The 21,241-nt window shown below is 66.9% G+C and carries 26 protein-coding genes; 20 read left to right on the top strand and 6 right to left on the bottom strand.

Translation table 11 applies throughout. The features are described 5' to 3' along the window. Nucleotides 1-10 precede the first annotated feature (10 nt). From AC07UW_RS02240 to murU, 4 genes are all read left to right on the top strand, one after another. Nucleotides 11-1,504, top strand: a complete 1,494-nt coding sequence (locus tag AC07UW_RS02240; RefSeq protein WP_495211314.1) for a M20 family metallopeptidase — start codon at nt 11-13, stop codon at nt 1,502-1,504. Nucleotides 1,505-1,574: 70 nt separating this feature from the next. Next, a complete protein-coding gene (locus AC07UW_RS02235; RefSeq protein WP_025874000.1) occupies nt 1,575-1,844 on the top strand; it encodes a GlsB/YeaQ/YmgE family stress response membrane protein in 270 nt (89 codons plus the stop codon). A gap of 64 nt (nt 1,845-1,908) precedes the next feature. Next, nucleotides 1,909-2,934: an aminoglycoside phosphotransferase family protein gene (locus tag AC07UW_RS02230; protein ID WP_495211313.1), complete on the top strand. Its 1,026-nt coding sequence runs from the start codon at nt 1,909-1,911 to the stop codon at nt 2,932-2,934. 11 nt (nt 2,935-2,945) lie between these two features. Further along, on the top strand, nt 2,946-3,656 hold the full coding sequence (gene murU / locus AC07UW_RS02225) for an N-acetylmuramate alpha-1-phosphate uridylyltransferase MurU (protein WP_495211312.1): 711 nt from the start codon (nt 2,946-2,948) through the stop codon (nt 3,654-3,656). Between the two features lie 722 nt (nt 3,657-4,378). Here the strand turns inward: murU and hda are convergent. Genes hda through AC07UW_RS02210 form a run of 3 tightly spaced genes read right to left on the bottom strand, consistent with a single transcriptional unit; the run spans nt 4,379 to nt 7,382 of the window. Continuing rightward, the gene (gene hda, locus AC07UW_RS02220; protein ID WP_032977533.1) at nt 4,379-5,086 is read right to left on the bottom strand and encodes a DnaA regulatory inactivator Hda; all 708 of its coding nucleotides are present in this window, start codon (nt 5,084-5,086) and stop codon (nt 4,379-4,381) included. Then, a complete protein-coding gene (locus tag AC07UW_RS02215; protein WP_140224786.1) occupies nt 5,086-6,258 on the bottom strand; it encodes an AI-2E family transporter in 1,173 nt (390 codons plus the stop codon). Before AC07UW_RS02215 ends, hda begins: the two co-directional genes overlap by 1 nt. Continuing rightward, entirely contained in the window at nt 6,255-7,382 is a 1,128-nt protein-coding gene (locus AC07UW_RS02210; protein WP_223482051.1) for a DUF2066 domain-containing protein, read from the bottom strand. The genes AC07UW_RS02215 and AC07UW_RS02210 overlap by 4 nt, the downstream gene beginning before the upstream one ends. Nucleotides 7,383-7,494: 112 nt before the next feature. On the opposite strand from AC07UW_RS02210, the gene purM reads away from it, so the two are divergent. From purM to AC07UW_RS02175, 7 genes are all read left to right on the top strand, one after another. Next, nucleotides 7,495-8,553, top strand: a complete 1,059-nt coding sequence (gene purM / locus AC07UW_RS02205; RefSeq protein ID WP_495211311.1) for a phosphoribosylformylglycinamidine cyclo-ligase — start codon at nt 7,495-7,497, stop codon at nt 8,551-8,553. Nucleotides 8,554-8,575: 22 nt separating this feature from the next. After that, on the top strand, nt 8,576-9,073 hold the full coding sequence (locus AC07UW_RS02200) for a hypothetical protein (RefSeq protein ID WP_495211310.1): 498 nt from the start codon (nt 8,576-8,578) through the stop codon (nt 9,071-9,073). Then, nucleotides 9,070-9,492, top strand: coding sequence for a hypothetical protein (locus AC07UW_RS02195; protein WP_495211309.1), 423 nt, complete (start codon nt 9,070-9,072; stop codon nt 9,490-9,492). The genes AC07UW_RS02200 and AC07UW_RS02195 overlap by 4 nt, the downstream gene beginning before the upstream one ends. Before the next feature lie 94 nt (nt 9,493-9,586). Next, entirely contained in the window at nt 9,587-10,198 is a 612-nt protein-coding gene (locus AC07UW_RS02190) for a DUF2238 domain-containing protein (protein WP_170919604.1), read from the top strand. Continuing rightward, entirely contained in the window at nt 10,195-10,851 is a 657-nt protein-coding gene (gene purN, locus AC07UW_RS02185; protein WP_495211308.1) for a phosphoribosylglycinamide formyltransferase, read from the top strand. The genes AC07UW_RS02190 and purN overlap by 4 nt, the downstream gene beginning before the upstream one ends. 68 nt (nt 10,852-10,919) lie before the next feature. Next, nucleotides 10,920-11,717: a DUF3108 domain-containing protein gene (locus AC07UW_RS02180; protein WP_025874010.1), complete on the top strand. Its 798-nt coding sequence runs from the start codon at nt 10,920-10,922 to the stop codon at nt 11,715-11,717. 2 nt (nt 11,718-11,719) lie between these two features. Beyond that, on the top strand, nt 11,720-12,403 hold the full coding sequence (locus tag AC07UW_RS02175) for a DUF3108 domain-containing protein (protein ID WP_025874011.1): 684 nt from the start codon (nt 11,720-11,722) through the stop codon (nt 12,401-12,403). A gap of 113 nt (nt 12,404-12,516) precedes the next feature. Here AC07UW_RS02175 and AC07UW_RS02170 read toward each other — a convergent pair whose 3' ends face one another. The 3 genes from AC07UW_RS02170 to AC07UW_RS02160 are packed head-to-tail and all read right to left on the bottom strand — an operon-like array spanning nt 12,517 to nt 14,354. After that, nucleotides 12,517-12,831, bottom strand: coding sequence for an EF-hand domain-containing protein (locus tag AC07UW_RS02170; RefSeq protein ID WP_315829629.1), 315 nt, complete (start codon nt 12,829-12,831; stop codon nt 12,517-12,519). Then, nucleotides 12,828-14,102, bottom strand: coding sequence for a UDP-N-acetylglucosamine 1-carboxyvinyltransferase (gene murA, locus AC07UW_RS02165; protein WP_495211307.1), 1,275 nt, complete (start codon nt 14,100-14,102; stop codon nt 12,828-12,830). The genes AC07UW_RS02170 and murA overlap by 4 nt, the downstream gene beginning before the upstream one ends. A 21-nt stretch (nt 14,103-14,123) precedes the next feature. After that, nucleotides 14,124-14,354 (bottom strand): BolA family protein, encoded by a 231-nt coding sequence (locus tag AC07UW_RS02160; protein WP_025874014.1) that lies wholly within the window; start codon nt 14,352-14,354, stop codon nt 14,124-14,126. A gap of 54 nt (nt 14,355-14,408) precedes the next feature. On the opposite strand from AC07UW_RS02160, the gene AC07UW_RS02155 reads away from it, so the two are divergent. The 9 genes from AC07UW_RS02155 to hprK all read left to right on the top strand — a co-directional run bounded on the left by AC07UW_RS02155 (nt 14,409) and on the right by hprK (nt 21,229). After that, nucleotides 14,409-15,410 carry a KpsF/GutQ family sugar-phosphate isomerase gene (locus tag AC07UW_RS02155; protein WP_025874015.1) on the top strand — a complete coding sequence of 334 codons (1,002 nt, stop codon included), beginning with the start codon at nt 14,409-14,411 and terminating at the stop codon, nt 15,408-15,410. 66 nt (nt 15,411-15,476) lie between these two features. After that, on the top strand, nt 15,477-16,025 hold the full coding sequence (locus AC07UW_RS02150; RefSeq protein WP_223494417.1) for a KdsC family phosphatase: 549 nt from the start codon (nt 15,477-15,479) through the stop codon (nt 16,023-16,025). Further along, nucleotides 16,022-16,597, top strand: coding sequence for an LPS export ABC transporter periplasmic protein LptC (gene lptC, locus AC07UW_RS02145; RefSeq protein ID WP_223494416.1), 576 nt, complete (start codon nt 16,022-16,024; stop codon nt 16,595-16,597). The genes AC07UW_RS02150 and lptC overlap by 4 nt, the downstream gene beginning before the upstream one ends. A gap of 105 nt (nt 16,598-16,702) precedes the next feature. After that, nucleotides 16,703-17,233 (top strand): lipopolysaccharide transport periplasmic protein LptA, encoded by a 531-nt coding sequence (lptA, locus tag AC07UW_RS02140; RefSeq protein ID WP_495211306.1) that lies wholly within the window; start codon nt 16,703-16,705, stop codon nt 17,231-17,233. Continuing rightward, nucleotides 17,233-17,952 carry an LPS export ABC transporter ATP-binding protein gene (lptB, locus tag AC07UW_RS02135; protein WP_025874019.1) on the top strand — a complete coding sequence of 240 codons (720 nt, stop codon included), beginning with the start codon at nt 17,233-17,235 and terminating at the stop codon, nt 17,950-17,952. Before lptA ends, lptB begins: the two co-directional genes overlap by 1 nt. A gap of 40 nt (nt 17,953-17,992) precedes the next feature. Then, nucleotides 17,993-19,432: an RNA polymerase factor sigma-54 gene (locus AC07UW_RS02130; protein ID WP_223494415.1), complete on the top strand. Its 1,440-nt coding sequence runs from the start codon at nt 17,993-17,995 to the stop codon at nt 19,430-19,432. A gap of 58 nt (nt 19,433-19,490) precedes the next feature. Next, nucleotides 19,491-19,808 carry a ribosome hibernation-promoting factor, HPF/YfiA family gene (hpf, locus tag AC07UW_RS02125; protein ID WP_004147311.1) on the top strand — a complete coding sequence of 106 codons (318 nt, stop codon included), beginning with the start codon at nt 19,491-19,493 and terminating at the stop codon, nt 19,806-19,808. A 21-nt stretch (nt 19,809-19,829) separates the two neighbouring features. Further along, on the top strand, nt 19,830-20,282 hold the full coding sequence (locus AC07UW_RS02120; protein WP_032977285.1) for a PTS sugar transporter subunit IIA: 453 nt from the start codon (nt 19,830-19,832) through the stop codon (nt 20,280-20,282). Further along, nucleotides 20,279-21,229, top strand: a complete 951-nt coding sequence (hprK, locus tag AC07UW_RS02115; RefSeq protein ID WP_004147299.1) for an HPr(Ser) kinase/phosphatase — start codon at nt 20,279-20,281, stop codon at nt 21,227-21,229. The genes AC07UW_RS02120 and hprK overlap by 4 nt, the downstream gene beginning before the upstream one ends. Nucleotides 21,230-21,241: the final 12 nt, after the last annotated feature.

Below are 21,241 nucleotides of genomic sequence, written 5' to 3'. Positions count from 1 at the left end.
GGAGTTTCAGATGGACAGCGCCAAGCTCGGCCAATTCGTCAATGACAAGTGGGACAGCGAAATCGTCCCGCAGTTGGTCGACTACATCCGCATTCCCAACAAGTCGCCGATGTTCGACGCCAACTGGGTGCAGAACGGCTACATGGAGCAGGCGGTCACCCTGATGGAAAGCTGGGCCAAGGCCCAGGACCTGCCCGGCCTGAACGTCGAAGTGGTCCGCCTGGAAGGCCGTACCCCGCTGATTCTGCTGGAAATTCCGGCTACCGGCGCCGAAACCGGCGACGACACCATCCTGCTCTACGGGCACCTGGACAAGCAGCCGGAGATGACCGGCTGGGACGACGACCTGGGCCCGTGGACCCCGGTCCTGCGCGGCGACAAGCTGTACGGCCGTGGCGGTGCCGATGACGGTTACGCCATCTTCGGCTCGCTGGCCGCCGTGCTGGCGCTGCAGGCCCAGGGCTTGCCGCACGCCCGCTGCGTGGTGCTGATCGAAGCCTGTGAAGAGTCGGGCAGCTACGACCTGCCGGCCTATGTCGACCACCTGGCCGACCGCATCGGCAAGCCGTCGCTGGTGGTCTGCCTGGATTCGGGCTGTGCCAACTACGACCAGCTGTGGTGCACCACCTCGCTGCGCGGCCTGACCGGCGGCAACTTCTCGGTGAAGGTGCTCAACGAAGGCGTGCACTCCGGTGATGCCTCCGGCGTGGTGCCGTCCAGCTTCCGCCTGCTGCGCCAGCTGCTGTCGCGCATCGAGGACCAGGACACCGGCCGCATCCTGATCGAGGGCATGAACGTGGAGATTCCGGCCGAGCGCCTGGAACAGGCCAAGCGTGCCGCCGACGTGGTCGACACCGCCATCTTCGAGAAATTCCCGCTGGTCGATGGTCTCAAGCCGATGAACGACGACCTGACCGAGCTGGTGCTCAACCGCACCTGGCGCCCGGCGCTGTCGGTGACCGGCATCGGCGGCATGCCGCCGCTGGAATCAGCCGGCAATGTGCTGCGCCCGCATACCGCAGTGAAGCTGTCGCTGCGCCTGCCGCCGACTGCCGACGGCAAGACCTGCGGCGAGCTGCTGAAGGAAGCGCTGCTGCGCGATCCGCCGAACGGCGCGCAGGTCACCCTGGACCTGGAAAAGGCCTCCACCGGCTGGAACGCGCCGGCGATGGCACCGTGGCTGACCAAGGCCATCGACGATGCCAGCCAGACCTTCTTCGGCAAGCCGGCGATGTACATGGGCGAAGGCGGCTCGATCCCGTTCATGGGCATGCTGGGCGAGAAGTTCCCGGGCGCCCAGTTCATGATCACCGGCGTGCTCGGCCCGCACTCCAATGCCCACGGTCCGAACGAGTTCCTGCACATTCCGATGGGCAAGAAGGTCACCTCGTGCGTGTCCAAGGTGATCAGCGAGCACTACGCGGCAAGCCTGCGTGGCGAGACCAGCGGTTCGCCGGTGGCTGCCGACAGCGGCACCCGCCACGGCGACCACGGCTGCTGCTGATCCAGACACACCGTGACGGACGCAGCCCGGCCTTGCTAGGCTGCGTCCATCCTTCGAGAGCACTGATTGCATGAACGGTCTGTTTGGCAGCACCAGCTGGCTCTACATCATCCTGGTCGGCTTCTTCGTGGGCCTGCTGGGACGCTTCTTCATGCCCGGCAACAACCGCATGGGCTGCCTGCTGACCATCGTGCTGGGCATCATCGGCGCGCTGCTGGCCGGCTGGTTCGGCCAGTACATGGGCTGGTACGCGCCCGGTGAACCGGCCGGCTTCCTCGGCGCGGTGCTGGGTGCGGTCGTCGTGCTGGCGATCCTGCGCCTGTTCAGCGGCCGCCGCTGAGCCGCCACCTCCTTTTTCATTCTGCCCCGACGTTGGCGCGCCCGGCGCGCCCGGATATGCCTGCATGACCGAACCCGCCTCTGATCCCCAGCGCAGCGCACAGCGCCTGCAGTGGGCCCGTACCCAGCTCGACGACGGCAACACCGTGGTCGAACGCGCCTCGGTCGACGCCGGCATGCGCAGCTACTGGCGCACCACCAGCCAGCGCGGCAGCCACATCGTGATGGACGCCCCGCCGGGGCTGGAGGACCCCACGCCGTGGCTGCGCATGCGCGGCCTGCTGCACGATCACGGCCTGCGCGTACCCGCGTTGCTTGCCCAGGACCTCGACGCCGGCTTCCTGCTGCTGGAAGACCTGGGCGGCCCGACGCTGGCGAAGATCCTCGACGAACGCAATGCCGACGAGTGGTTCAGTCGCTCCATCGATCAGCTGCTGCGTCTGCAGGCCATCCCGGTGCCGGCCGATTTCGGTCAGTTCGGCGAAGCGCTGCTGCAGCGTGATGCCGGCCTGTTCGACGAGTGGTTCCTGCAACGCCATCTTGGCCTTGAACTGGACTGCGGCGAGATCGAAGGCCTGCAGCTGGTGCACCGTCGGCTGATGGACAACGCGCTGGGCCAGGCCCAGCTGATGACCCACCGCGACTACATGCCGCGCAACCTGATGCCGGTGGATGGCGGCCCGGCGGTGCTGGATTTCCAGGACCTGGTGCGTGGCCCGATCGCCTACGACGCGGTAAGTCTGTTCAAGGATGCCTTCCTGAGCTGGCCGCTGCAGCGCGTGGACGAATGGCTGGCGCAGTATCACCAGCGCGCGCGCGACGCCGGCTTGCCGGTACCCGACCGTGCCACCTTCCTGCGCGATGCCGACTGGATGGGCATCCAGCGCCACGTGAAGATCCTCGGCCTGTTCTGCCGCCTGCGCTACCGCGACAACAAGGGCCACTACCTGGACGATGCGCCGCGCTTCATCGCCTACCTCGATGAAGTGCTGCCGCGCTACCGCGAACTGGCGCCCCTGCAGCAGTTGCTGGAAACGCGCATCAAACCGGCACTGGCCGAGTTGGCCGCGCCAATGCGCGTGCTGCGCTGAAGGCCGCATCGATGAAGGCACTGATTTTCGCCGCCGGCCTGGGCGAGCGCATGCGTCCCCTCACCCTGCACACGCCCAAGCCGCTGTTGGCAGTGGCCGGCAAACCGCTGATCGTTTGGCATCTGCGGCGGTTGGCTGCGCTCGGCATCCACGACGTGGTGATCAACACCGCGTGGCTCGCCGAGCAGTTCCCGGCCGCATTGGGCGATGGCAGCCAATGGGGCCTGCGCCTGCATTTCATGCACGAAGGCGATACCCCGCTGGAAACCGGTGGCGGCATCCTCAATGCATTGCCGGCGCTGGGGGACGATCCGTTCCTGGTAGTGAACGGCGATATCTGGACCGATTTCGATTTCGCCACGCTGCCGCGTGAACCGGCCGGCCAAGCGCATCTGGTACTGGTCGACAACCCGGCGCAGCACCCCAATGGCGACTACCGGCTGGACGCGCACGGTGTACTGCACCATGACCGCGAAGGCCCGTGCCTGACCTATGCGGGCATCGGCGTCTATCGTCCGTCGATCGTGGCCGATTGGCGTGCGGTGATCGGTGAGGCACCGGGCAGCGAGCGTGTGCCACCGAAGTTTTCGGTGGTGCCGTTGCAGAAGCATTTCATGGCACAGGGGTTGATGACGGGGCAGCACCATCGCGGGCGCTGGACCGATGTCGGGACCGTTGATCGCCTGCATGCGCTGGATGCGGAGTTGGCCGCGAACGGCTGAGCCCCTCGTGGTTGGTCGCGCAGAGCGGATCGCGTGCTTGGCCGGACGGGTGGGCCATGCAGGGGACGCTGCAAGTACATCCATGTAAGCTCGATGGCGCCATCCATGGCGCCAACGCCCCTGCATGGCCCACCCGCCCGACCTCTGACAGTCTGCGTGGGCGTCCAGCCACGGAAGAAAGAAAAAAGCGGAAGCGGGTCGCTTCGCTGCGCTTGCTCTGGTGACGACCAACCGTCGTCACCTACCACAAGCAGAGAACGTCGGATCCAAGGCAGTCCTTCCCCGGAAAGTCTCATCCACGCATGGCGTGGATCTACTTGTCGCCATCATGGCGCCAACGACCTCTGACAAATTCCGTGCGCGTCCAGCCACGAAAAAGAAAAAAGAAAAGCAGAAGCGGGTCGCTTCGCTCTTGTGACGACCAACGGTCGTCACCCACTACAAGCAAGACACGTGTCGACCAAGGTCGACACCCACCAACAGCAGTGCAGAACGCCGACACGGCAGATCGCGGGAACCTGTCGAAGGCGGGGTGGCTCAGGTTGCGGGGGCGTGAGCGCCATGGATGGCGCGACCGAGGCTACAGGGACGTACTTGCGCCGTCCCCCGCAACCTGAGCCACCCCGCCATCCCACGGATAGCGAGCTTTTGCTGTTGACGTTGAAGTTGACGTTGCCCTGGCTTCGGCGGGTGCAGGGCGCAGCCCTGCCGAACAACACCCCTCAGTAGCGGGGACGGCCTTCTTCCAGCACCTGGCGCAGGAACGGCACGGTGATCCGCCGCTTCGCCGCCAGCGATTCGCGATCCAGCCAGTCCAGCAACGTGATCAGCCCACCCAGCTCGCGCCCGGTGTGCGACAGCAGCCACTCGATGGCGGCCTCGTCGATCGCCAGCCCCCTGCGCAGCGCGCGCTCGCGCAACACCGCCGCGCGGCCTTCCTCGTCCAGCGGCTGCAGCAGCACGCGCACGCATTGGCCCAGGCGCGAGCGCAGGTCCGGCAGCACCAGGCCCAGTTCGCCCGGCGACTTCTGTGCCGTGTACAGCACCGTCACGTCGGCAGCGCGCGCGCGGTTGTGGAAATCGAACAGCGCGATTTCGTCCTCACGATTGCCTGCCACCGCATCCAGGCCATCCAGCGCCACCAGCTCGCGCTGCTCCAGCCCTTCCAGCGCCACCCGCACCCGGCCGACCACGCTGGCCAGCGGTACATAGGTCGGCAGGCGCCCGGCCTGCTCGGCGCTGGAACACATCGCCAGCGCCTGGTGAGTCTTGCCGGTGCCGGCCGCGCCTTCCAGGTACACCCAGTCGTGGCTGGCCCCTACAGCGATGGCATGCAGCTGCGCCAGCGCGCCGTCCGGCGCGCCGATGAAGCTTTCCAGCCGCTGGTCCCGCGGGTAATGCAGGGCCAGCGGAAGTTGCGGCACACCAATCACTTCAGTTCCGGACCCTTGTCATTGCCAGGCACGATGATATGGGGCTGGTCGATCACACCATCAAGCACGATCGCGGGCTTCTCGCCGGCGTACAGCTCACTCTGGCGGTAACGCTGGTGCGCATAGCGCAACAGCACATTGCTGACTGCCGCCACCGGCAGCGCCAGCAGCATGCCCAGAAAGCCGAACAGCTGGCCACCGGCCATCACCGCGAAGATCACCGCCACCGGATGCAGGCCGATCTTGTCGCCAACGATGCGCGGGGTCAGCACGTAGCTCTCCAGCAGCTGGCCAACGGTGAACACCACGCCCACCAGGATCAGCAGCTTCAGGTCGAACCCCTGCGCCTGTACCAGCGCGGCCACGATCGCCATCAGGATGCCGGTGGTCGCGCCCAGGTAGGGAATGAAGCTGATCAGGCCGGCGATCAGGCCGATCAGCAGGCCCAGCTTGAGCCCGACCAGCGACAGGCCACCGGCATAGATCACGCCCAGCGCCAGCATCACCAGGAACTGCCCGCGGATGAAGGCGCCGAGCACCTCGTTGGATTCACGTGCCAGCGTGGTGATCGTGCCGATCTGGTTGCGCGGGATCACCGATGCCACGCGTTCGACCAGCTTGTCCCAGTCACGCAGGAAGTAGAAAGCCAGGATCGGCAGCAGCAACAGGTTGACCACCCAGGTGACCACCGTGAAGCCCGAGCGCGATACGTAGCCCATGAAGGTCGTGGCGAACCCGCCGGCCTGCTGCCAATGGCTGCGCACCCATTCGATCAGACGGTCCGGATCCATCCACTGCATCACTTCCAGCCCGGTCTTCTGCTCGAACCAGGGAATGCCCTTCTCCATCAGCCAGGCCTGCGCCTGCGGAGCCGCGGCGATCAGGGTGCTGATCTGGCGCTCGATCATCGGCACCAGCACCAGCAGCAGCGCGACGATCACCAGCACCATTGCCACGAACACCAGCACCACGCCGGTCATGCGCGAACGGCCGGTGTCCTCGATGCGGTCCACCAGCGGATCGCCCAGCCAGGCCAGCGCCAGCGCCAGCACGAACGGCGTCAGGATCGGCGCCAGCAGCCACACGACCCAGCCGATCAGGCCGGCCAGCAGGATGAACTTCAGCCGCCGCAGGAACTGCGCGATTTCCGCTTCCGGGGACAGGATCATCGCAGGCGGTACTCATTGCTGACCGGCGCCGGTGCCGGTGCACCGGTCGTATCGTCGATCGGCGTCGGCAGGGCCGGCAGTGTCGCCGACGGCACCAGCACGCCGTTGTCGCCGAGCATGCGGTTGAAGCCGGCCAGGCCGGTGGTCATTTCCAGATTCAGTTCCAGGTGGTCGGCGGTCGCGCGCAGCGGTGTCACGTTGCGCACCACCGCCACTTCACGCAGGCCGGCGGCCAGGCGCAGGTATTCGTCGGCGCTGTTGATGCCGGTCACCACCACGCGGTAGGTGCCCGCCTGGCCGGTGGCCGCACCGGCCTTGGCATAACGCTTGACCAGCGCGTCGGCAGCGCCATCGGCACCGGCGGCCATCGCGCGCATGGCGTTGGCGTCCTTGCTGGTCCACTTGTTCAGTTCACGGCCGTTGTCGACGAACACCCAGTCCGCCTGCCAACCGCCATTGGCACGGTAAAGCTTGCCGATCAGCTGCATCGGCGGCGAATAGCGCGACGAGGCCCGCGCGACTGCGGCGCTGTCCTGGCGCCAGATGGCACCGGCCAGGGCCTGCTCGGCGGCGCCACCACTGGGCAGGCCGAGCTTGTAGCCGCGCTCGATGGCCCGGCTCAGCAGCGGCCGCGCAGCATTGGCCTGCTGCACGCTGACCAGGCGCGGGCCACTGCCGTCGTCGACGGCCAGCCACAGCACCGGCTTCGGCCGTGGCTGCGGCCACAGCGGCAGGCCCAGGGCCGACACCAGCCCGTCCACGTCATCCTCGCGGAAGCGCGCGACCAGCAGGGTACGGAAGCTCGGCGCACCGCTGGCGCCCACGCTCTGGTCCTGCTTGTAGTCGTAGCTGGCCACGTAGTCCTTGGCATTGCGCAACGCCTGCGCCACGCCGGGGCGCGACATGACGCTGCGATCGCCGGACAATTTGCCCAGTACAACGCTCAACGCGCGGGCAAGTGCACCGTTGCGGTCAGCCTCGGCTTGACTGTTGACGGGCACTTCGGCCTCGTACGCACCACTGGCAGTGGCAACATCCCCCTCGGTTCGCATGCCGCTCTGGGCCATCGTGGCCACCGGCAGGCACAGCGCAAGGAGCAGGGTCAAAAACAGGCTGCGGCGCATCAGGACATCCATTGGCTCGACGTATCCGGGGGGAATTGTTGCCCGAATACGGCCTTTGCGCCAATGCGGCCTGTTAAAATCGGCGATTCAACCCCTGCCAGCGCCGACGCCCGTGACCAACAGCCCGTCTTCCGCCCCTTCTCCCCTCACCTACCGTGACGCGGGTGTCGACATCGACGCCGGCAACGAACTGGTCGAGCGGATCAAGCCCCTGGTCAAGCGCAGCTTCCGTCCGGAGGTGATGGGCGGCCTGGGTGGCTTCGGCGCCCTGTTCGACCTGTCCAACAAGTACCGCGAGCCGGTGCTGGTGTCGGGCACCGATGGCGTCGGCACCAAGCTGAAGCTGGCCCACCAGCTGAACCGCCACGATACGATCGGCATCGACCTGGTCGCCATGTGCGTGAACGACGTGCTGGTGCAGGGCGCCGAGCCGTTGTTCTTCCTGGACTACTTCGCCACCGGCAAGCTGGACATCGACACCGCCGCCGCGGTCGTGGGCGGCATCGCCAATGGCTGCACCGAGGCCGGCTGCGCCCTGATCGGCGGCGAAACCGCCGAGATGCCCGACATGTACGCGCCGGGCGAGTACGACCTGGCCGGCTTCACCGTCGCGGCCGTCGAAAAGAGCGAACTGAAGGACGGCGCCAATGTCGCCGCCGGCGACGTGCTGATCGGCATCGCCTCGTCCGGCCCGCACTCCAACGGCTATTCGCTGGTCCGTCGCATCTATGACCGCGCCGGCCGCCCGGCCGAGCTGGAACTGGAAGGCGGGGTCAAGCTGGTCGATGCGCTGATGGCCCCCACCCGCCTGTACGTCAAGCCGATCCTGTCGCTGCTGAAGTCGCACGGCAATGCCATCCACGGCATGGCCCACATCACCGGTGGCGGCCTGACCGAGAACATCATCCGCGTGGTGCCCGAAGGCCTCGGCCTGGACATCCAGGCCTCGTCGTGGACCCTGCCGCCGGTGTTCCAGTGGCTGCAGAAGGAAGGCGCGGTGGCCGACAGCGAGATGTGGCGCACCTTCAACTGCGGCATCGGCTTCGTGCTGATCGTCGCTGCGGACCAGCTCGAGGCCGTATCCGCTGCGGTCAAGGCGGAAGGCCTGGAGCACTGGACGATCGGCCAGGTGGTCACCGCCCAGGGCGGCGAACGCGTCCACATCGCCTGATCCACTGGACAAAGGAACCCGCATGGACGCACCTCCTCCCTTGTCGACGCCGCCGGCTCCGCCGGTGCTGCCGCCGAACCCGGCCGTGCCGGTGTTCGGCCCGCAGGACGCCACCCAGCTGCGCCAGCTGGCGATCGGTCACTATGTGGTCGCTGGCCTGATGGCGGTGTTCTCGCTGGTCTTCATCCTGCACATCGTGCTGGGCATCGCCATGCTGTCCGGCTCGCTGCCGATGAAGTCCGGCGGTGAACCGTCATCGCCGGAAGAGCAGCAGTTCGTCGGCTGGCTGTTCACCGTGATGGGCGTGTGCATCGTGCTCGGCGGGCTGACCCTGGCAGGCTTCGTGGCCTATGCCGGCCGCTGCCTGTCACGGCAGCGCCGCTACCTGCTGTGCATGATCGTGGCGGGGCTGGCGTGCCTGTTCACCCCCATCGGCACCATCCTCGGCGTGTTCACTCTGGTCGTGCTGCTGCGCCCGCAGGTTAAGGCCGCCTTCGCTGGCCAGGCGGGTCTGGCATGAACGATGGAATGAATCCACCGCCGCTGCCACGGCAGACCCTGGCGGACCTGCAGACCGCAAGCCACCTGCACAATCTGAAGATCCTGTTCTACGCGCTGGCCGGCTTCCATTGGCTGGCAGCGCTGGTCTTCCTCGGCTTTGTCGGCATCGTCGCCTTCGAACGCGGAATGGACGACGGCGCGGTGCTGGCGACGGTGTACGCCGCGGTGTCGCTGCTGGCCATCGGCTTGGGCTTCCTGCAGATGCGCACCGCGCGGCTGCTTGGCCAGCGTAGCCACCTGGCCTGGTGTCGCGGCGCGGCCTGGGCAGCGGTGATGGCCGGCCCACTGGGCATGGCCCTGACCGCCTACGCGGTGTATTTCCTGCGCAAGCCGGAGATCGCCGCACTGTTCGACCGCGGCGACCACGTCAGCGTCTGAGCTGGCAAGCGCATGTTCCGTCTCTTCTGCTGATCGCCCCGACATGTCCACGCCCGCTGCCTCCACGCTCGCCCGCAACCGCGCCACCCACTCCCTGTCGGCACCGAAGAAGGCCGCACTGGTCGCGGTGCTGGGCATCTTCGCCGCCACCTGGATCCATCCGCTGTGGCCGCTCGAGCAGACCCTGCACAGTTCGCTGACGGTGATCGGCCTGCTGGCCCTGTGGTGGGTGGACCGGCGCTGGCAGCTGGGCAACGGCGCGTTCATCGCCATCTGCGGCTTCATCGCCATCCACTGCGTGGCCGCGCGCTGGCTGTACTCCAACGTCCCGTATGACGCATGGCTGCAGTCGCTGCTCGGGTGGTCGCCGGACGCAGCCTTTGGCTGGCAGCGCAACCACTTCGATCGCCTGATCCACTTCCTCTATGGCGTCTGCTTCACCCCCGCATTGCTGCAGCTGGCGCGACATTCCTGGCCTGCGCTGCGCATCGGCCAGGCATTCACCCTGGCGGTGATGGCGGTGATGTGTTCCAGCCTGGTGTATGAGTGGCTGGAATGGGGCATCGCCCTTGCCCTGTCGCCGGAAGCGGCTGAGGCCTACAACGGCCAGCAGGGCGACATGTGGGACGCGCATGCGGACATGCTGCTGGCGACCCTGGGCAGCCTGTTGCTGTGGCCGCTGGTACGCCGGAGCGTGGTGCGATGAGCATCCGCCGAATCGCCGTGCTGGCATCCGGGCGCGGCAGCAACCTGCAGGCCATTGTCGACGCCATCGCGGCAGGGCGACTGCAGGCCGAGATTGTCGGCGTGTTCTCCGATCGTCCCGATGCGACCGCCCTGGAGCGGGTGGCAACGGATCGACGCTGGGGGCATGCGCCGAAGGAATTCAGCAACCGCGCCGCCTACGAGCAGGCGCTGGGTGATGCGCTGGCAGCATCCACGCCGGACTGGATCGTCTGCGCCGGCTACATGCGCATCCTCGGCGCCGATTTCGTGCAGCGGTTCAATGGCCGCCTGGTCAACATCCACCCCTCGCTGCTGCCGCTGCACAAGGGCCTGCACACCCATGCACGGGCGCTTGAGGCCGGCGATAGCGAGCACGGCGCCAGCGTGCACCTGGTGGTGCCGGAACTGGATGCCGGCGCGGTGCTGGCGCAGGCCCGGGTTCCGGTGCTTGCCGGCGACGATGCGCAGACCCTGGCCGAACGCGTGCTTGCGGTGGAGCATCCGCTGCTGATCGCCACCCTGGAACTGCTCTGTGCAGGCCGCCTGGCTGAACGGGAAGGCCAGCCGATGTTCGACGGTCACCCTCTGTTTAACCCCTTGGCTCTAGATTCCGCCGGAAATCTGAACCGGTAACGCCCGTGCACACGCCCCGCTGACTGCGGGGCTGGCATCCTGCTCCCCTCCTGCGGTTCCTGTCGGCCATGAAGACCACGTCCCTGCTGCGTACAACTCTGCTGCTGCCGCTTGCCGTCCTCGCCTGTGCGGGCTGGGGCCAGGCAACAGCGCCCGCTGCGCCGGCACCTGCGGAGGTGGCGCCGCCGGTGTTGCCTGCACTGGCCTGGGAGCCGCCGCCGCTGCAGCCGTTCAGCGCGACCTACCAGGCGTTCTTCAAAGGCAAGGAAGCAGGCGATGCGACCATGCAGGTCACCCACACCGGCGGCAGCCAGTGGCGGGTGGACATGCAGGTGGTCGGCCGCCGCGGCTTTGCCAGCGTGCTGGGCCTGAACATCGAGCAGAGCACGGTGTTCGAGGAGCGCAGCGGTGTGTATGCGCCGCTCAGCCAGAGCACGGTGCGCAAGGGCCTGTTCCTGGGCAAGAAGGCGGTCGGCACCTACAACTGGCAGGCCGGTACCGCGCAATGGAGCGGCGACGTGGAAAAGAAGCGCGCCCAGCCGATCCCACTGCAGGCCGGCGACCAGAGCGCGTTGCTGATCAACCTGGCGATCATGCGCGACGCCCGTCCCGGCGCGGCCATGCACTATCGCTACGTCGACATGGGCAAGGTGCGCCAGCACGATTACCAGGCTGCGCCGCAGACCGAGAACGTCGAGGTCGGCGACCTGTCCTACAACGCGCTGCGGGTGTATCGCACCAACGGCGGCAACAATGAAACCATTCTCTGGATCGCCAACGGTGTCCCCACCCCGGTGCGCATCCTGCAACGTGAAGACGGCGAAGATCGCGTCGATCTGCGCCTGATCGAATACCAAGGAGTCTGAGCATGAACACCCTGACCCGCCCCCTGACCTGGATCGCCGCTGCCGCACTGTCGGTGGCCAGCCTGCCGGCCATGGCCCTGCAGCCGTTCAAGGCCGACTACCTCGCCAGCTACATGGGCATGCAGGCCAATGGCAGCATGACCCTGGCCAGCGAAGGCACCAACAAGTGGCGTTACAGCCTGCAGGTCAAGAACCAGCTGGCGGACCTGAGCCAGACCACGGTGTTCGAGGAAGTGCGCGGGCAGTTGCGCCCGCTCAGCAGCCAGGACCGCTCTGCGCTGCTGGTGAAGAAGCGCAATGTGCAGGCCAACTACAACTGGACCAGCAACCAGGCCACCTGGACCGGCGACATCAAGCCGGACCGCGCCGGACCGATCGCCCTGAAGGCCGGCGACATGGACGCGCTGCTGATCAACCTGGCCATCGCCCGCGACCTGGCCGCCGGCAAGCCGCTGACCTATCGCATGGTCGACGAAGGCCGCATCAAGAACATGACCTACCGCGTGGTGGGCAAGGAATCGGTCACCGTCGGCGGCAAGAGCTACGAGGCCACCAAGGTCTCGCGCGTCGACGGCAACAAGGAGCTGATTGCCTGGATCGTGCCGGAGTTCCCGGTGCCGGCGCGCATGCTGCAGCGTGAGAGCGGCCGCGATGCGCTGGACCTGACCATCAAAGCGATGAACTGACCGACGATGCGCGCCATCCACGCATGGCGTGGATCTACTGGGACGCAAAGTAGATCCACGCCATGCGTGGATGGATGTCCCAGAAAAAACGCCCGCTTTCGCGGGCGTTTTTTTCACTTTTTCGTTTCTTCCGCCGGCTTGAACTCGGTGCGGCAGTCCACCCGGATCTGCTCGCCCGTGGATCGACGCACGAAGGTACGGCAATGGCGGTTGCCGTCCTGGCTGTCGTTGACCGCCACCGCGTAGAACGACTGGATGATCTCGTCGCGGGTCACCGTGCCGTCGCCATTCCAGTCCATGTCCTTCTGCTCGATGCCCTTGGTGATGGCGATGTTGGCGTACCAGGCGTAGCCCAGCCACGCCAGCACGATCAGCACCAGCACCAGCAGCGCCTTGCGGCGGCGGCTGAACTTGCCGCGCAGGATCATGCGGCCACGCGCCGGATGGTGGCGCCGAGCGAAGACAGCTTCTCTTCGATGTTCTCGTAGCCGCGATCAAGGTGGTAGATGCGATCGATGGTGGTATCGCCATCGGCCATCAAGCCGGCCAGGATCAGCGACGCCGACGCCCGCAGGTCGGTCGCCATCACCGGTGCCCCACTCAGGCGTTCGTGACCGCGCACGATGGCCGTGTGGCCTTCCACCTGGATGTCCGCGCCGAGGCGGAGCAGTTCGTTGACGTGCATGAAACGGTTCTCGAAGATCGTTTCGTTGATCACGCCCACGCCGTCGGCCACGCAGTTGAGCGCCATGAACTGCGCCTGCATGTCGGTCGGGAACGCCGGATACGGTGCGGTGGTCAGGTTGACCGCCTTCGGCCGCTTGCCGTGCATGTCCAGGGTGATGCTGTCTTCGGTGGTCTCGATGGTCGCGCCGGCTTCCACCAGCTTGGCCAGCACCGCGTCCATGGTGTTCGGGCGCGCGCGATTGACGGTGACCTTGCCGCCGGTCATCGCTGCGGCCACCAGAAAGGTGCCGGTTTCGATGCGGTCGGGCAGCACTTCATGGCGGCCACCGGACAGGCGTTCGACGCCTTCGATGACCAGGCGGGCGGTGCCCAGGCCTTCGATCTTCGCGCCGAGAGCGATCAGGCAATGCGCCAGGTCGGTGACTTCCGGTTCCATCGCCGCGTTGTCGAGGATGGTGGTGCCTTCGGCCAGCACTGCGGCCATCAGCACGTTCTCGGTACCGGTCACGCTGACCATGTCGAAGGTGAAGTGGCCACCCTTCAGGCGCTTGGCGGTGGCCTTGATGAAGCCGTTCTCGACCACGATGTCGGCACCGAGCGCCTGCAGGCCCTTGATATGCTGGTCGACCGGTCGCGAACCGATCGCGCAGCCGCCGGGCAGCGACACTTCGGCCGCGCCGAAGCGGGCCAGCAGCGGGCCCAGCACCAGGATCGAGGCGCGCATGGTCCTGACCAGCTCATACGGAGCCACATGCTGGTTGACCGGACGCGGGTCGACCACGATCGCGCTGCCACGCGACAGCGTGCCCTGGTCGATGGTCACGTTCGCGCCCAGTTCGCCCAGCAGCTTCACCGTGGTGACCACATCGTGCAGATGCGGCACGTTGGTGATCTCCACCGGCGCATCGGCCAGCAGGGTCGCGCACAGGATGGGAAGGACGGCGTTCTTGGCGCCGGAGATGCTTACTTCACCGTGCAGCGCAGCGCCGCCGGTCACAACGATCTTGGCCATGTATTGGGGATCTTCTGCGGTTCAGCCGGCTTCGGCCGGGGTCACGGTTTTCAGTGCGAGCGCGTGGATCGCGCCGCCCATCAGGTCACCCAGAGTGGCATACACCATCCGGTGGCGGGCCAGCGGCAGCTTGCCGGCAAAGGCCTCGCTGACCACGGTCGCTTCGAAATGCACGCCATCGTCACCCTGCACGTCGGCGCGGGCGCCGGGCAGGCCGGTTTCGATCAGATTGCGGATGGTGTCGGCGTCCAACGGGCTTTCCTAATAAAATGTGCGTCCATTCTACTTCCGCTGCGTGGCGTCCGCATGGCCGAATCCCTGTTGCCCCCCCGTTCCGCCGACCCTGCCGCCCTGGTCGCCAGTGGCCGGCGCGTGTTCGAGATCGAACGGCAGGCGCTGGACGCCGTGGCCGACCGCCTCGGCGATGCCTTCCAGCAGGCCTGCCGGGCGATCCTGGGCAGCCGTGGCCGGGTGGTCGCCACCGGCATGGGCAAGTCCGGCCATGTCGCGCGCAAGATCGCCGCGACCCTGGCTTCCACCGGCACCCCGGCGTTCTACGTGCATCCGGGCGAGGCCGGCCACGGCGACCTCGGCATGATCACCGAGGATGACGTCGTGCTGGCCCTGTCCTATTCGGGTGAATCGGATGAGCTGCTGATGCTGCTGCCGGTGCTCAAGCGCCAGGGCAATGTGCTGATCGCCATGACCGGCCGCCCGCAGTCGAGCCTGGCCAGCGCCGCCGATTTCCACCTGGATGTGAGCGTGCCGGCCGAGGCCTGCCCGCTGGCGCTGGCGCCCACCTCCAGCACCACCGCCTCGCTGGCGATGGGCGACGCCCTGGCGGTGGCCCTGCTGGACGCACGCGGTTTCACCGCGGACGATTTCGCCCGCTCGCACCCGGCCGGCAGCCTCGGTCGCCGCCTGCTGCTGCACATCACCGACGTCATGCACACCGGCGAGGACCTGCCCAAGGTCGATGTCGGCGCCAGCCTCAGCGAAGCGCTGATGGAGATGAGCCGCAAGCGCCTGGGCATGACCGCCGTTGTCGACGACCAGGGCGTGCTGATCGGCCTGTTCACCGATGGCGACCTGCGCCGCGCCCTGGACACCGACCTGGACGTGCGCACCGCCAGGATCGCCGATGTGATGACCCGGCAACCGCGCACCATCAGCGCCGACAAGCTGGCGGTGGAGGCTGCGCGGCTGATGGAAACCCACAAGATCACCGGCCTGATCGTGGTCGACAGCCAGGGCCGCGCGGTCGGCGCCCTGAACATTCATGACCTGTTGCGGGCCCGGGTGGTTTAACCGACAGTCCGTAGACCCCATTCAGTCTGTACCAACGAGCCCGCAACCACCGAGTCCGATGCCCTGATGCCCTGGTCCCCCCTGCCCGCCTTCCCCGCCCACCTGCATGCCGTTGCGGCCGGTATCCGCCTGGCCTGCTTCGACGTGGACGGCACCCTCACCGATGGTCGGCTGTACTACGACAAGGATGGCAACGAGAGCAAGGCGTACTTCGTGCAGGATGGCCTGGGCCTGAAACTGCTGCAGCAGCACGGTATCCACCCCGTGCTGATCACCGCGCGCAACAGCCAGTCCGCGCTCAAGCGCGGCGCCGACCTGGGCATCGACACCCAGATTGCCGTCGGCGACAAGCTGGCCAGCGTGCAGGCGCTGTGCGCCCAGCACGGCATCGGCCTGGAGCAGGTGGCCTTCATGGGTGACGATCTGCCGGACCTGGCGCCGCTGGGCGCGGTCGGCCTGGCGGTGGCTCCGGCCAATGCCCATCCGTGGATCGCCGAGCGCGTGCACTGGATCACCCGTGCTGACGGTGGCCGTGGTGCCGCGCGCGAGCTGTGCGACGTGCTGCTGGGCGCGCAGGGCCGCGTGGACGCCGTGCTGGCGAGGTTCGGCGCATGAATGCCCCCACTCTGAACTGGCGGATGGTCCTCGGCGTCGGCCTGCTCCTGGCAGCCCTGCTGAGCAGTTGGGCAGCGCTGCGCAACCGTGAAAAGGCACCTGCCGCCGAAGGCCAGGACGCCGGTGTGGACTACATCCTGCACGACTTCCAGATCGTCGCCCTGGACGAACATGGCAAGGAATCGACCACTCTGCGTGCCCCCCTGTTGGAACGTCAGCGTGGCGACCAGACGCTCAACATCACCACCCCGCTGTTCGAAATGCCCGACAAGGACGGCAAGCACTGGACGCTGCGCGCCCAGACCGGCTGGCTCAGTGCCAAGGGCGACGAGATGAAGCTGCGTGGCAACGTCGCCGGCGACAGCCCGACCGGCCCGGGCGTGGTCCCGACCACCTTCCGCACCGACCACCTGGATGTGTTCCCGAAGGACAACCGCGCCCGCACCGATGCCCTGGTGACCATGACCCGGCCCGGCATGGAGCAGTCCGGCGTCGGGTTCGAGGTGGATTCGAAGAACAACACGTATCATTTCCTCAGCCAGTCCAAGGGTCGTTACACGCCCAAGCGCTGATTCCGCCGCCCGCCCGCGACGTCTTCCCGACAGGCGCGAAGCCGGCAGCCCCCACCCGCCGCCCCCGGTCCCGCCGGAGGGCCACCACCGGTAGAACGGACCCCGATGAAGATTTCCTTTGCAGCCGTGCTCGCACTCAGTCTTCTTGTCCCCGCTGTCGCCTTTGCCAAGTCGACGGACCGCAATGAAGCGATGAACATTGATTCCGGTGCGCAGTCCGGCACCCTCACCGGTGATGGCAAGACCGTGCTGTCCGGTGGCGTGATCATCACCCAGGGCACCCTGGACCTGCGCTCATCCGAAGCGGAGATCTACCTCAAGGGCGGCGAAGCCGTGCGTGCGGTGTTCACCGGCAAGCAGGCCAAGATGAAGCAGCAGCTCGACGATGGCACCTGGATGGATGCGGTGGCCGACCGGATCGACTACGACATCACCACCGAGATCATCACCCTGACCGGCAACTACAAGGTCACCAGCGCGCGCGGCACCAACGCGGGCCAGCGCATGGTCTACAACACCCGCAGCGGTGAAATGAACTCCGGCGGCGACGGCAGCCGCGTGCGCACCGTGATCCCGCCGAAGAACAAGACGCCAGCGGCCGGCCCGGCTCCGGCCCCGGCGGGAGGCAAGAAGTAATGCTCGTCGCAACTGGCCTGCGCAAACGCTACAAGCAGCGCGAAGTCGTCAAGGACTTCGGGCTGACCCTGGACGCCGGTGAAGTGGTTGGCCTGCTCGGTCCCAACGGTGCCGGCAAGACCACCTGCTTCTACATGATCGTCGGCCTGGTCGGTGCCGATGCCGGCAGCATCGTGCTGGACGGCAAGGACATCACCGGCGACCCGATGTACACCCGCGCCAAGCAGGGCGTGGGCTACCTGCCGCAGGAACCGTCGGTGTTCCGCAAGCTGACCGTGGCCGACAACCTGCGCCTGGTGCTGGAACTGCGCGAGGACCTGGATTCGGCGGGCCGCGAGCGCGAACTGAACAGCCTGCTCGACGAACTGCAGCTTGGGCATGTTTCCGAACAGCTCGGCGCCAGCCTGTCCGGTGGTGAGCGCCGTCGCTGCGAGATCGCCCGTGCACTGGCCGCCAAACCGCGGCTGATCCTGCTCGACGAACCCTTCGCCGGTGTCGACCCGATCTCGGTCGGCGAAATCCAGCGCATCGTCACCCATCTCAAGCAACGCGGCATCGGTGTGCTGATCACCGACCACAACGTGCGCGAGACCTTGGGAATCTGCGACCGCGCGTATATCCTCGCAGAGGGCACCGTACTGGCCCAGGGCTCGCCCGAGGCGATCCTGGACAATGCCGACGTGCGTCGCGTCTACCTTGGGGACTCCTTCAAGCTGTAACCGCGGCCGCCGGGCCCTCTCCCTTCCGTTCGGCACAGGCATGAAGACTCGGCTGCAGACATCGTTGGGACAGCAGCTGGTGCTTACGCCCCAGCTGCAGCAGGCGATCAAGCTGCTGCAGATGTCCACGACCGAGCTGGAGCTGGAAATCGCACAGGCGGTGGAGAGCAATCCGCTGCTGGACTGGTCCGACAGCAGCGACGAAGGCGCCGGTGTCGACAAGGACGGCAGCAGCGAGGACGGGGCCGGCGACAATGACGCCCCGCCTGACAACGCTGAAAGCAGCAGCGACGACTGGGCGCCCGCCGAGCTGGACTGGAGCAGCGGCGGCAGCGGCGGTAGTTTCGATGATGACGACGACAACGGCAGTGCCGCCGAACGCGTTGCCGAAACCGAAACCCTTGCCGACCACCTGCTGTGGCAGCTGCATCTGACCCACCTGTCCAACCGCGACCGCAGCATCGGCGCCGCGCTGATCGATTCGCTGGAAGACGATGGCTATCTGCGCGAACCGCTCTCGGCCATCGCCGAAGCGCTGTTGCCGGCGATCCACGCCGGTGAAGACGAAATCCTGACCGTGCTGCACCAGATCCAGCGCTTCGACCCCGTAGGCGTGGCCGCGCGCAGCCTTGGCGAATGCCTGCAACTGCAGCTGGACGTGCTTCCTGCTGATACCCCGTGCCTGGCCCTGGCCCGGCAGGTTGCCGCCGGCCCACTGGAACAACTGCCGCGCTCGGGCGTGACGGGCCTGGCCCAGCAGTTGAAGCAGCCGCTGGCCGAGGTCGAGACCGCCGTGGCCCTGCTGCGCTCGCTGGACCCTCGCCCCGGCACCCAGATCGCCCCGCTCGCCCAGGATACCTACGTGGTACCCGACGTGGTCGTATGGCGGCAGAACGGCATCTGGCGCGCCGCGCTGGCCGCCCATGCCGGCCCCAAGCTGGTGATCCACCGCGGTTACGAGCAGATGATCCGTCACTGCGGTGACGCCGATGCCGGTTATCTGCGCGGCCAGCTGCAGGAAGCGCGCTGGCTGCTGAAGGGCCTGCAGGCGCGTGGCGAGACGCTGCTGCGGGTGGTGCGCAGCCTGATCCAGCAGCAGGCGGGCTTCCTTGAATTCGGCGAACAGGCACTGCGCCCGCTGACCCTGCGCGAGATCGCCGGCGAACTGGGCCTGCACGAATCCACCGTATCGCGCGCGATCGCCCGCAAACATGTGCGTACGCCACGCGGCACCCTGCCGCTGCGCGCCTTCTTCGCCTCGGGCATCGACACCGACGGCGGTGGCGAAGCGTCCAGCACCGCCATCCAGGCCATGATCCGGCGCCTGATCGATGACGAGAACCCACGCAAGCCGCTTTCTGACGCCAAGCTGGCTGACCTGCTCAAAACATCGGGAATCCCAGTAGCGCGGCGCACCGTGGCGAAGTATCGTGAGGCCATGAACATCTCCGCCTCGCACGAAAGAGTCAGAATCGTTTGACGCGCCGCCGCGCCCGGCGGAGAGGTTCATTGGCACATCCGATCAAAGGAGAAACCCGATGCGCATCGAAACGTTTGGCAAAGATGTCGAAGTCACCCCGGCCCTGCAGTCCTATGTAGAGGAGAAGCTGGCCCGGATCGGCAAACACTTCGACCAGCACTGCGAAGCGCGGGTGACCCTCAAGCTGCAGAAGACTGAACACCACGTCGATGCCAGCCTCAATATTCCGGGTCAGACCCTGCACGCTGAAGCCAATGCGCAGACCATGTATGCGGCGATCGACCTGCTGGCGGACAAGCTTGACCGCCTGGTGATCAAGCACAAGGAGAAAAAACAGCAGCACGCACCGCTGCCGGTGGGCGACAATGGTGGCTGATCGCCACCGCTCCCCGCAGACATGCCCCTGACTGACCTCCTGGCGGCCGTGCAGACCCAGCTCTGCACGGCCACCGACCGCGACAGCGTCCTGCAGGCCGCGGCCGGATTGCTGGCCTGCCGCCAAGCCAACGCCGAACAGATCTATCTCAACCTGTGCCAGCGCGAGGCGTTGGGCAGTACCGCGATCGGCTACGGCATCGCCATCCCGCATGGTCGTGCGCCGACCCTGGATCGCCCCCGTGGCGCGCTGCTGCGTCTGCAGACGCCGGTCGATTTCGGTGGTGACGAGCCGGTGGACCTGGTGTTCGCCATGGCCGTTCCCGCCCACTACACCCATCAACACCTGATGCTGCTGTCCGAGCTGGCCGAGCTGTTTTCCGCGCCCTGCATCCGCCAGGCGCTGCGCGAGGCCGGCGATGCACGGGAGCTGCGCCAGGCCCTGGACCTGACCCCACCGGCGAGCGCCGCATGAATACCAGCATCACTGCCCGCGAACTGTTCGAACAGCAGCGTGAGCGGCTCGGCCTGCGTTGGGCAGCGGGCAAATCCGGTGAGAAGCGCGAGCTGGAGGCCGGCAATACGGTCTCGCGACGCCCTTCGCTGGCCGGCTATCTCAATGCGATCTATCCCAACAAGGTGCAGATCCTCGGTACCGAGGAACTGTCCTGGCTGGACGCGCTGGAACCACGCCAGCGCTGGGAAACCATCGAAAAGATCATGCAGTCGCATCCGCTGGCGCTGGTGCTGACCCGCAACCAGCCGTGCCCGGAAGACCTGCGCGCGGCCGCCGATGAATCCGGCACGCCGCTGTGGTTGTCACCCAAGCGCGGCCACGAACTGCTCAACCATCTGTCCTACCACCTGGCCCGGACGCTGGCGCCGCGGGTGATTCTGCATGGCGTGTTCATGGAGATCTACTCCATCGGCGTGCTGATCACCGGTGAAGCGGGATCAGGCAAGAGCGAGCTGGCCCTGGAGCTGCTCAGCCGCGGTCACCGCCTGGTGGCCGACGACGCCCCCGAGTTCACCCAGATCGCCCCCGACGTGCTCGATGGCACCTGCCCGGAACTGCTGCAGGACCTGCTGGAAGTGCGCGGCCTGGGCGTGCTGAACGTGCGCGAGATGTTTGGCGACACCGCTGTAAAGAAGAACAAGTACCTTCGGCTGATCGTCCACCTGACCAAGCCGATGACCGAGCCCACCCCCCATGGTTACGAGCGCCTGACCGGCGACTCGGGCACGCGCCACGTGCTGGACCTGGACGTGCCGCTGATCACCCTGCCGGTGATGCCCGGCCGCAACCTGGCCGTCCTGACCGAGGCGGCCACCCGCCTGCACATTCTGCGTACCAAGGGTATCGACCCGGCGGCGATGTTCATCGCCCGCCACAGCAACCTGCTGGAACGGCGAACGCCCTGACCCCCCTGTCCT

The sequence above is a fragment of the Stenotrophomonas sp. GW821-FHT02D01 genome (assembly GCF_059421765.1).
Note: the sequence above shows the minus strand (reverse complement) of the source record. Positions and strands in the feature narration are given on the sequence as shown.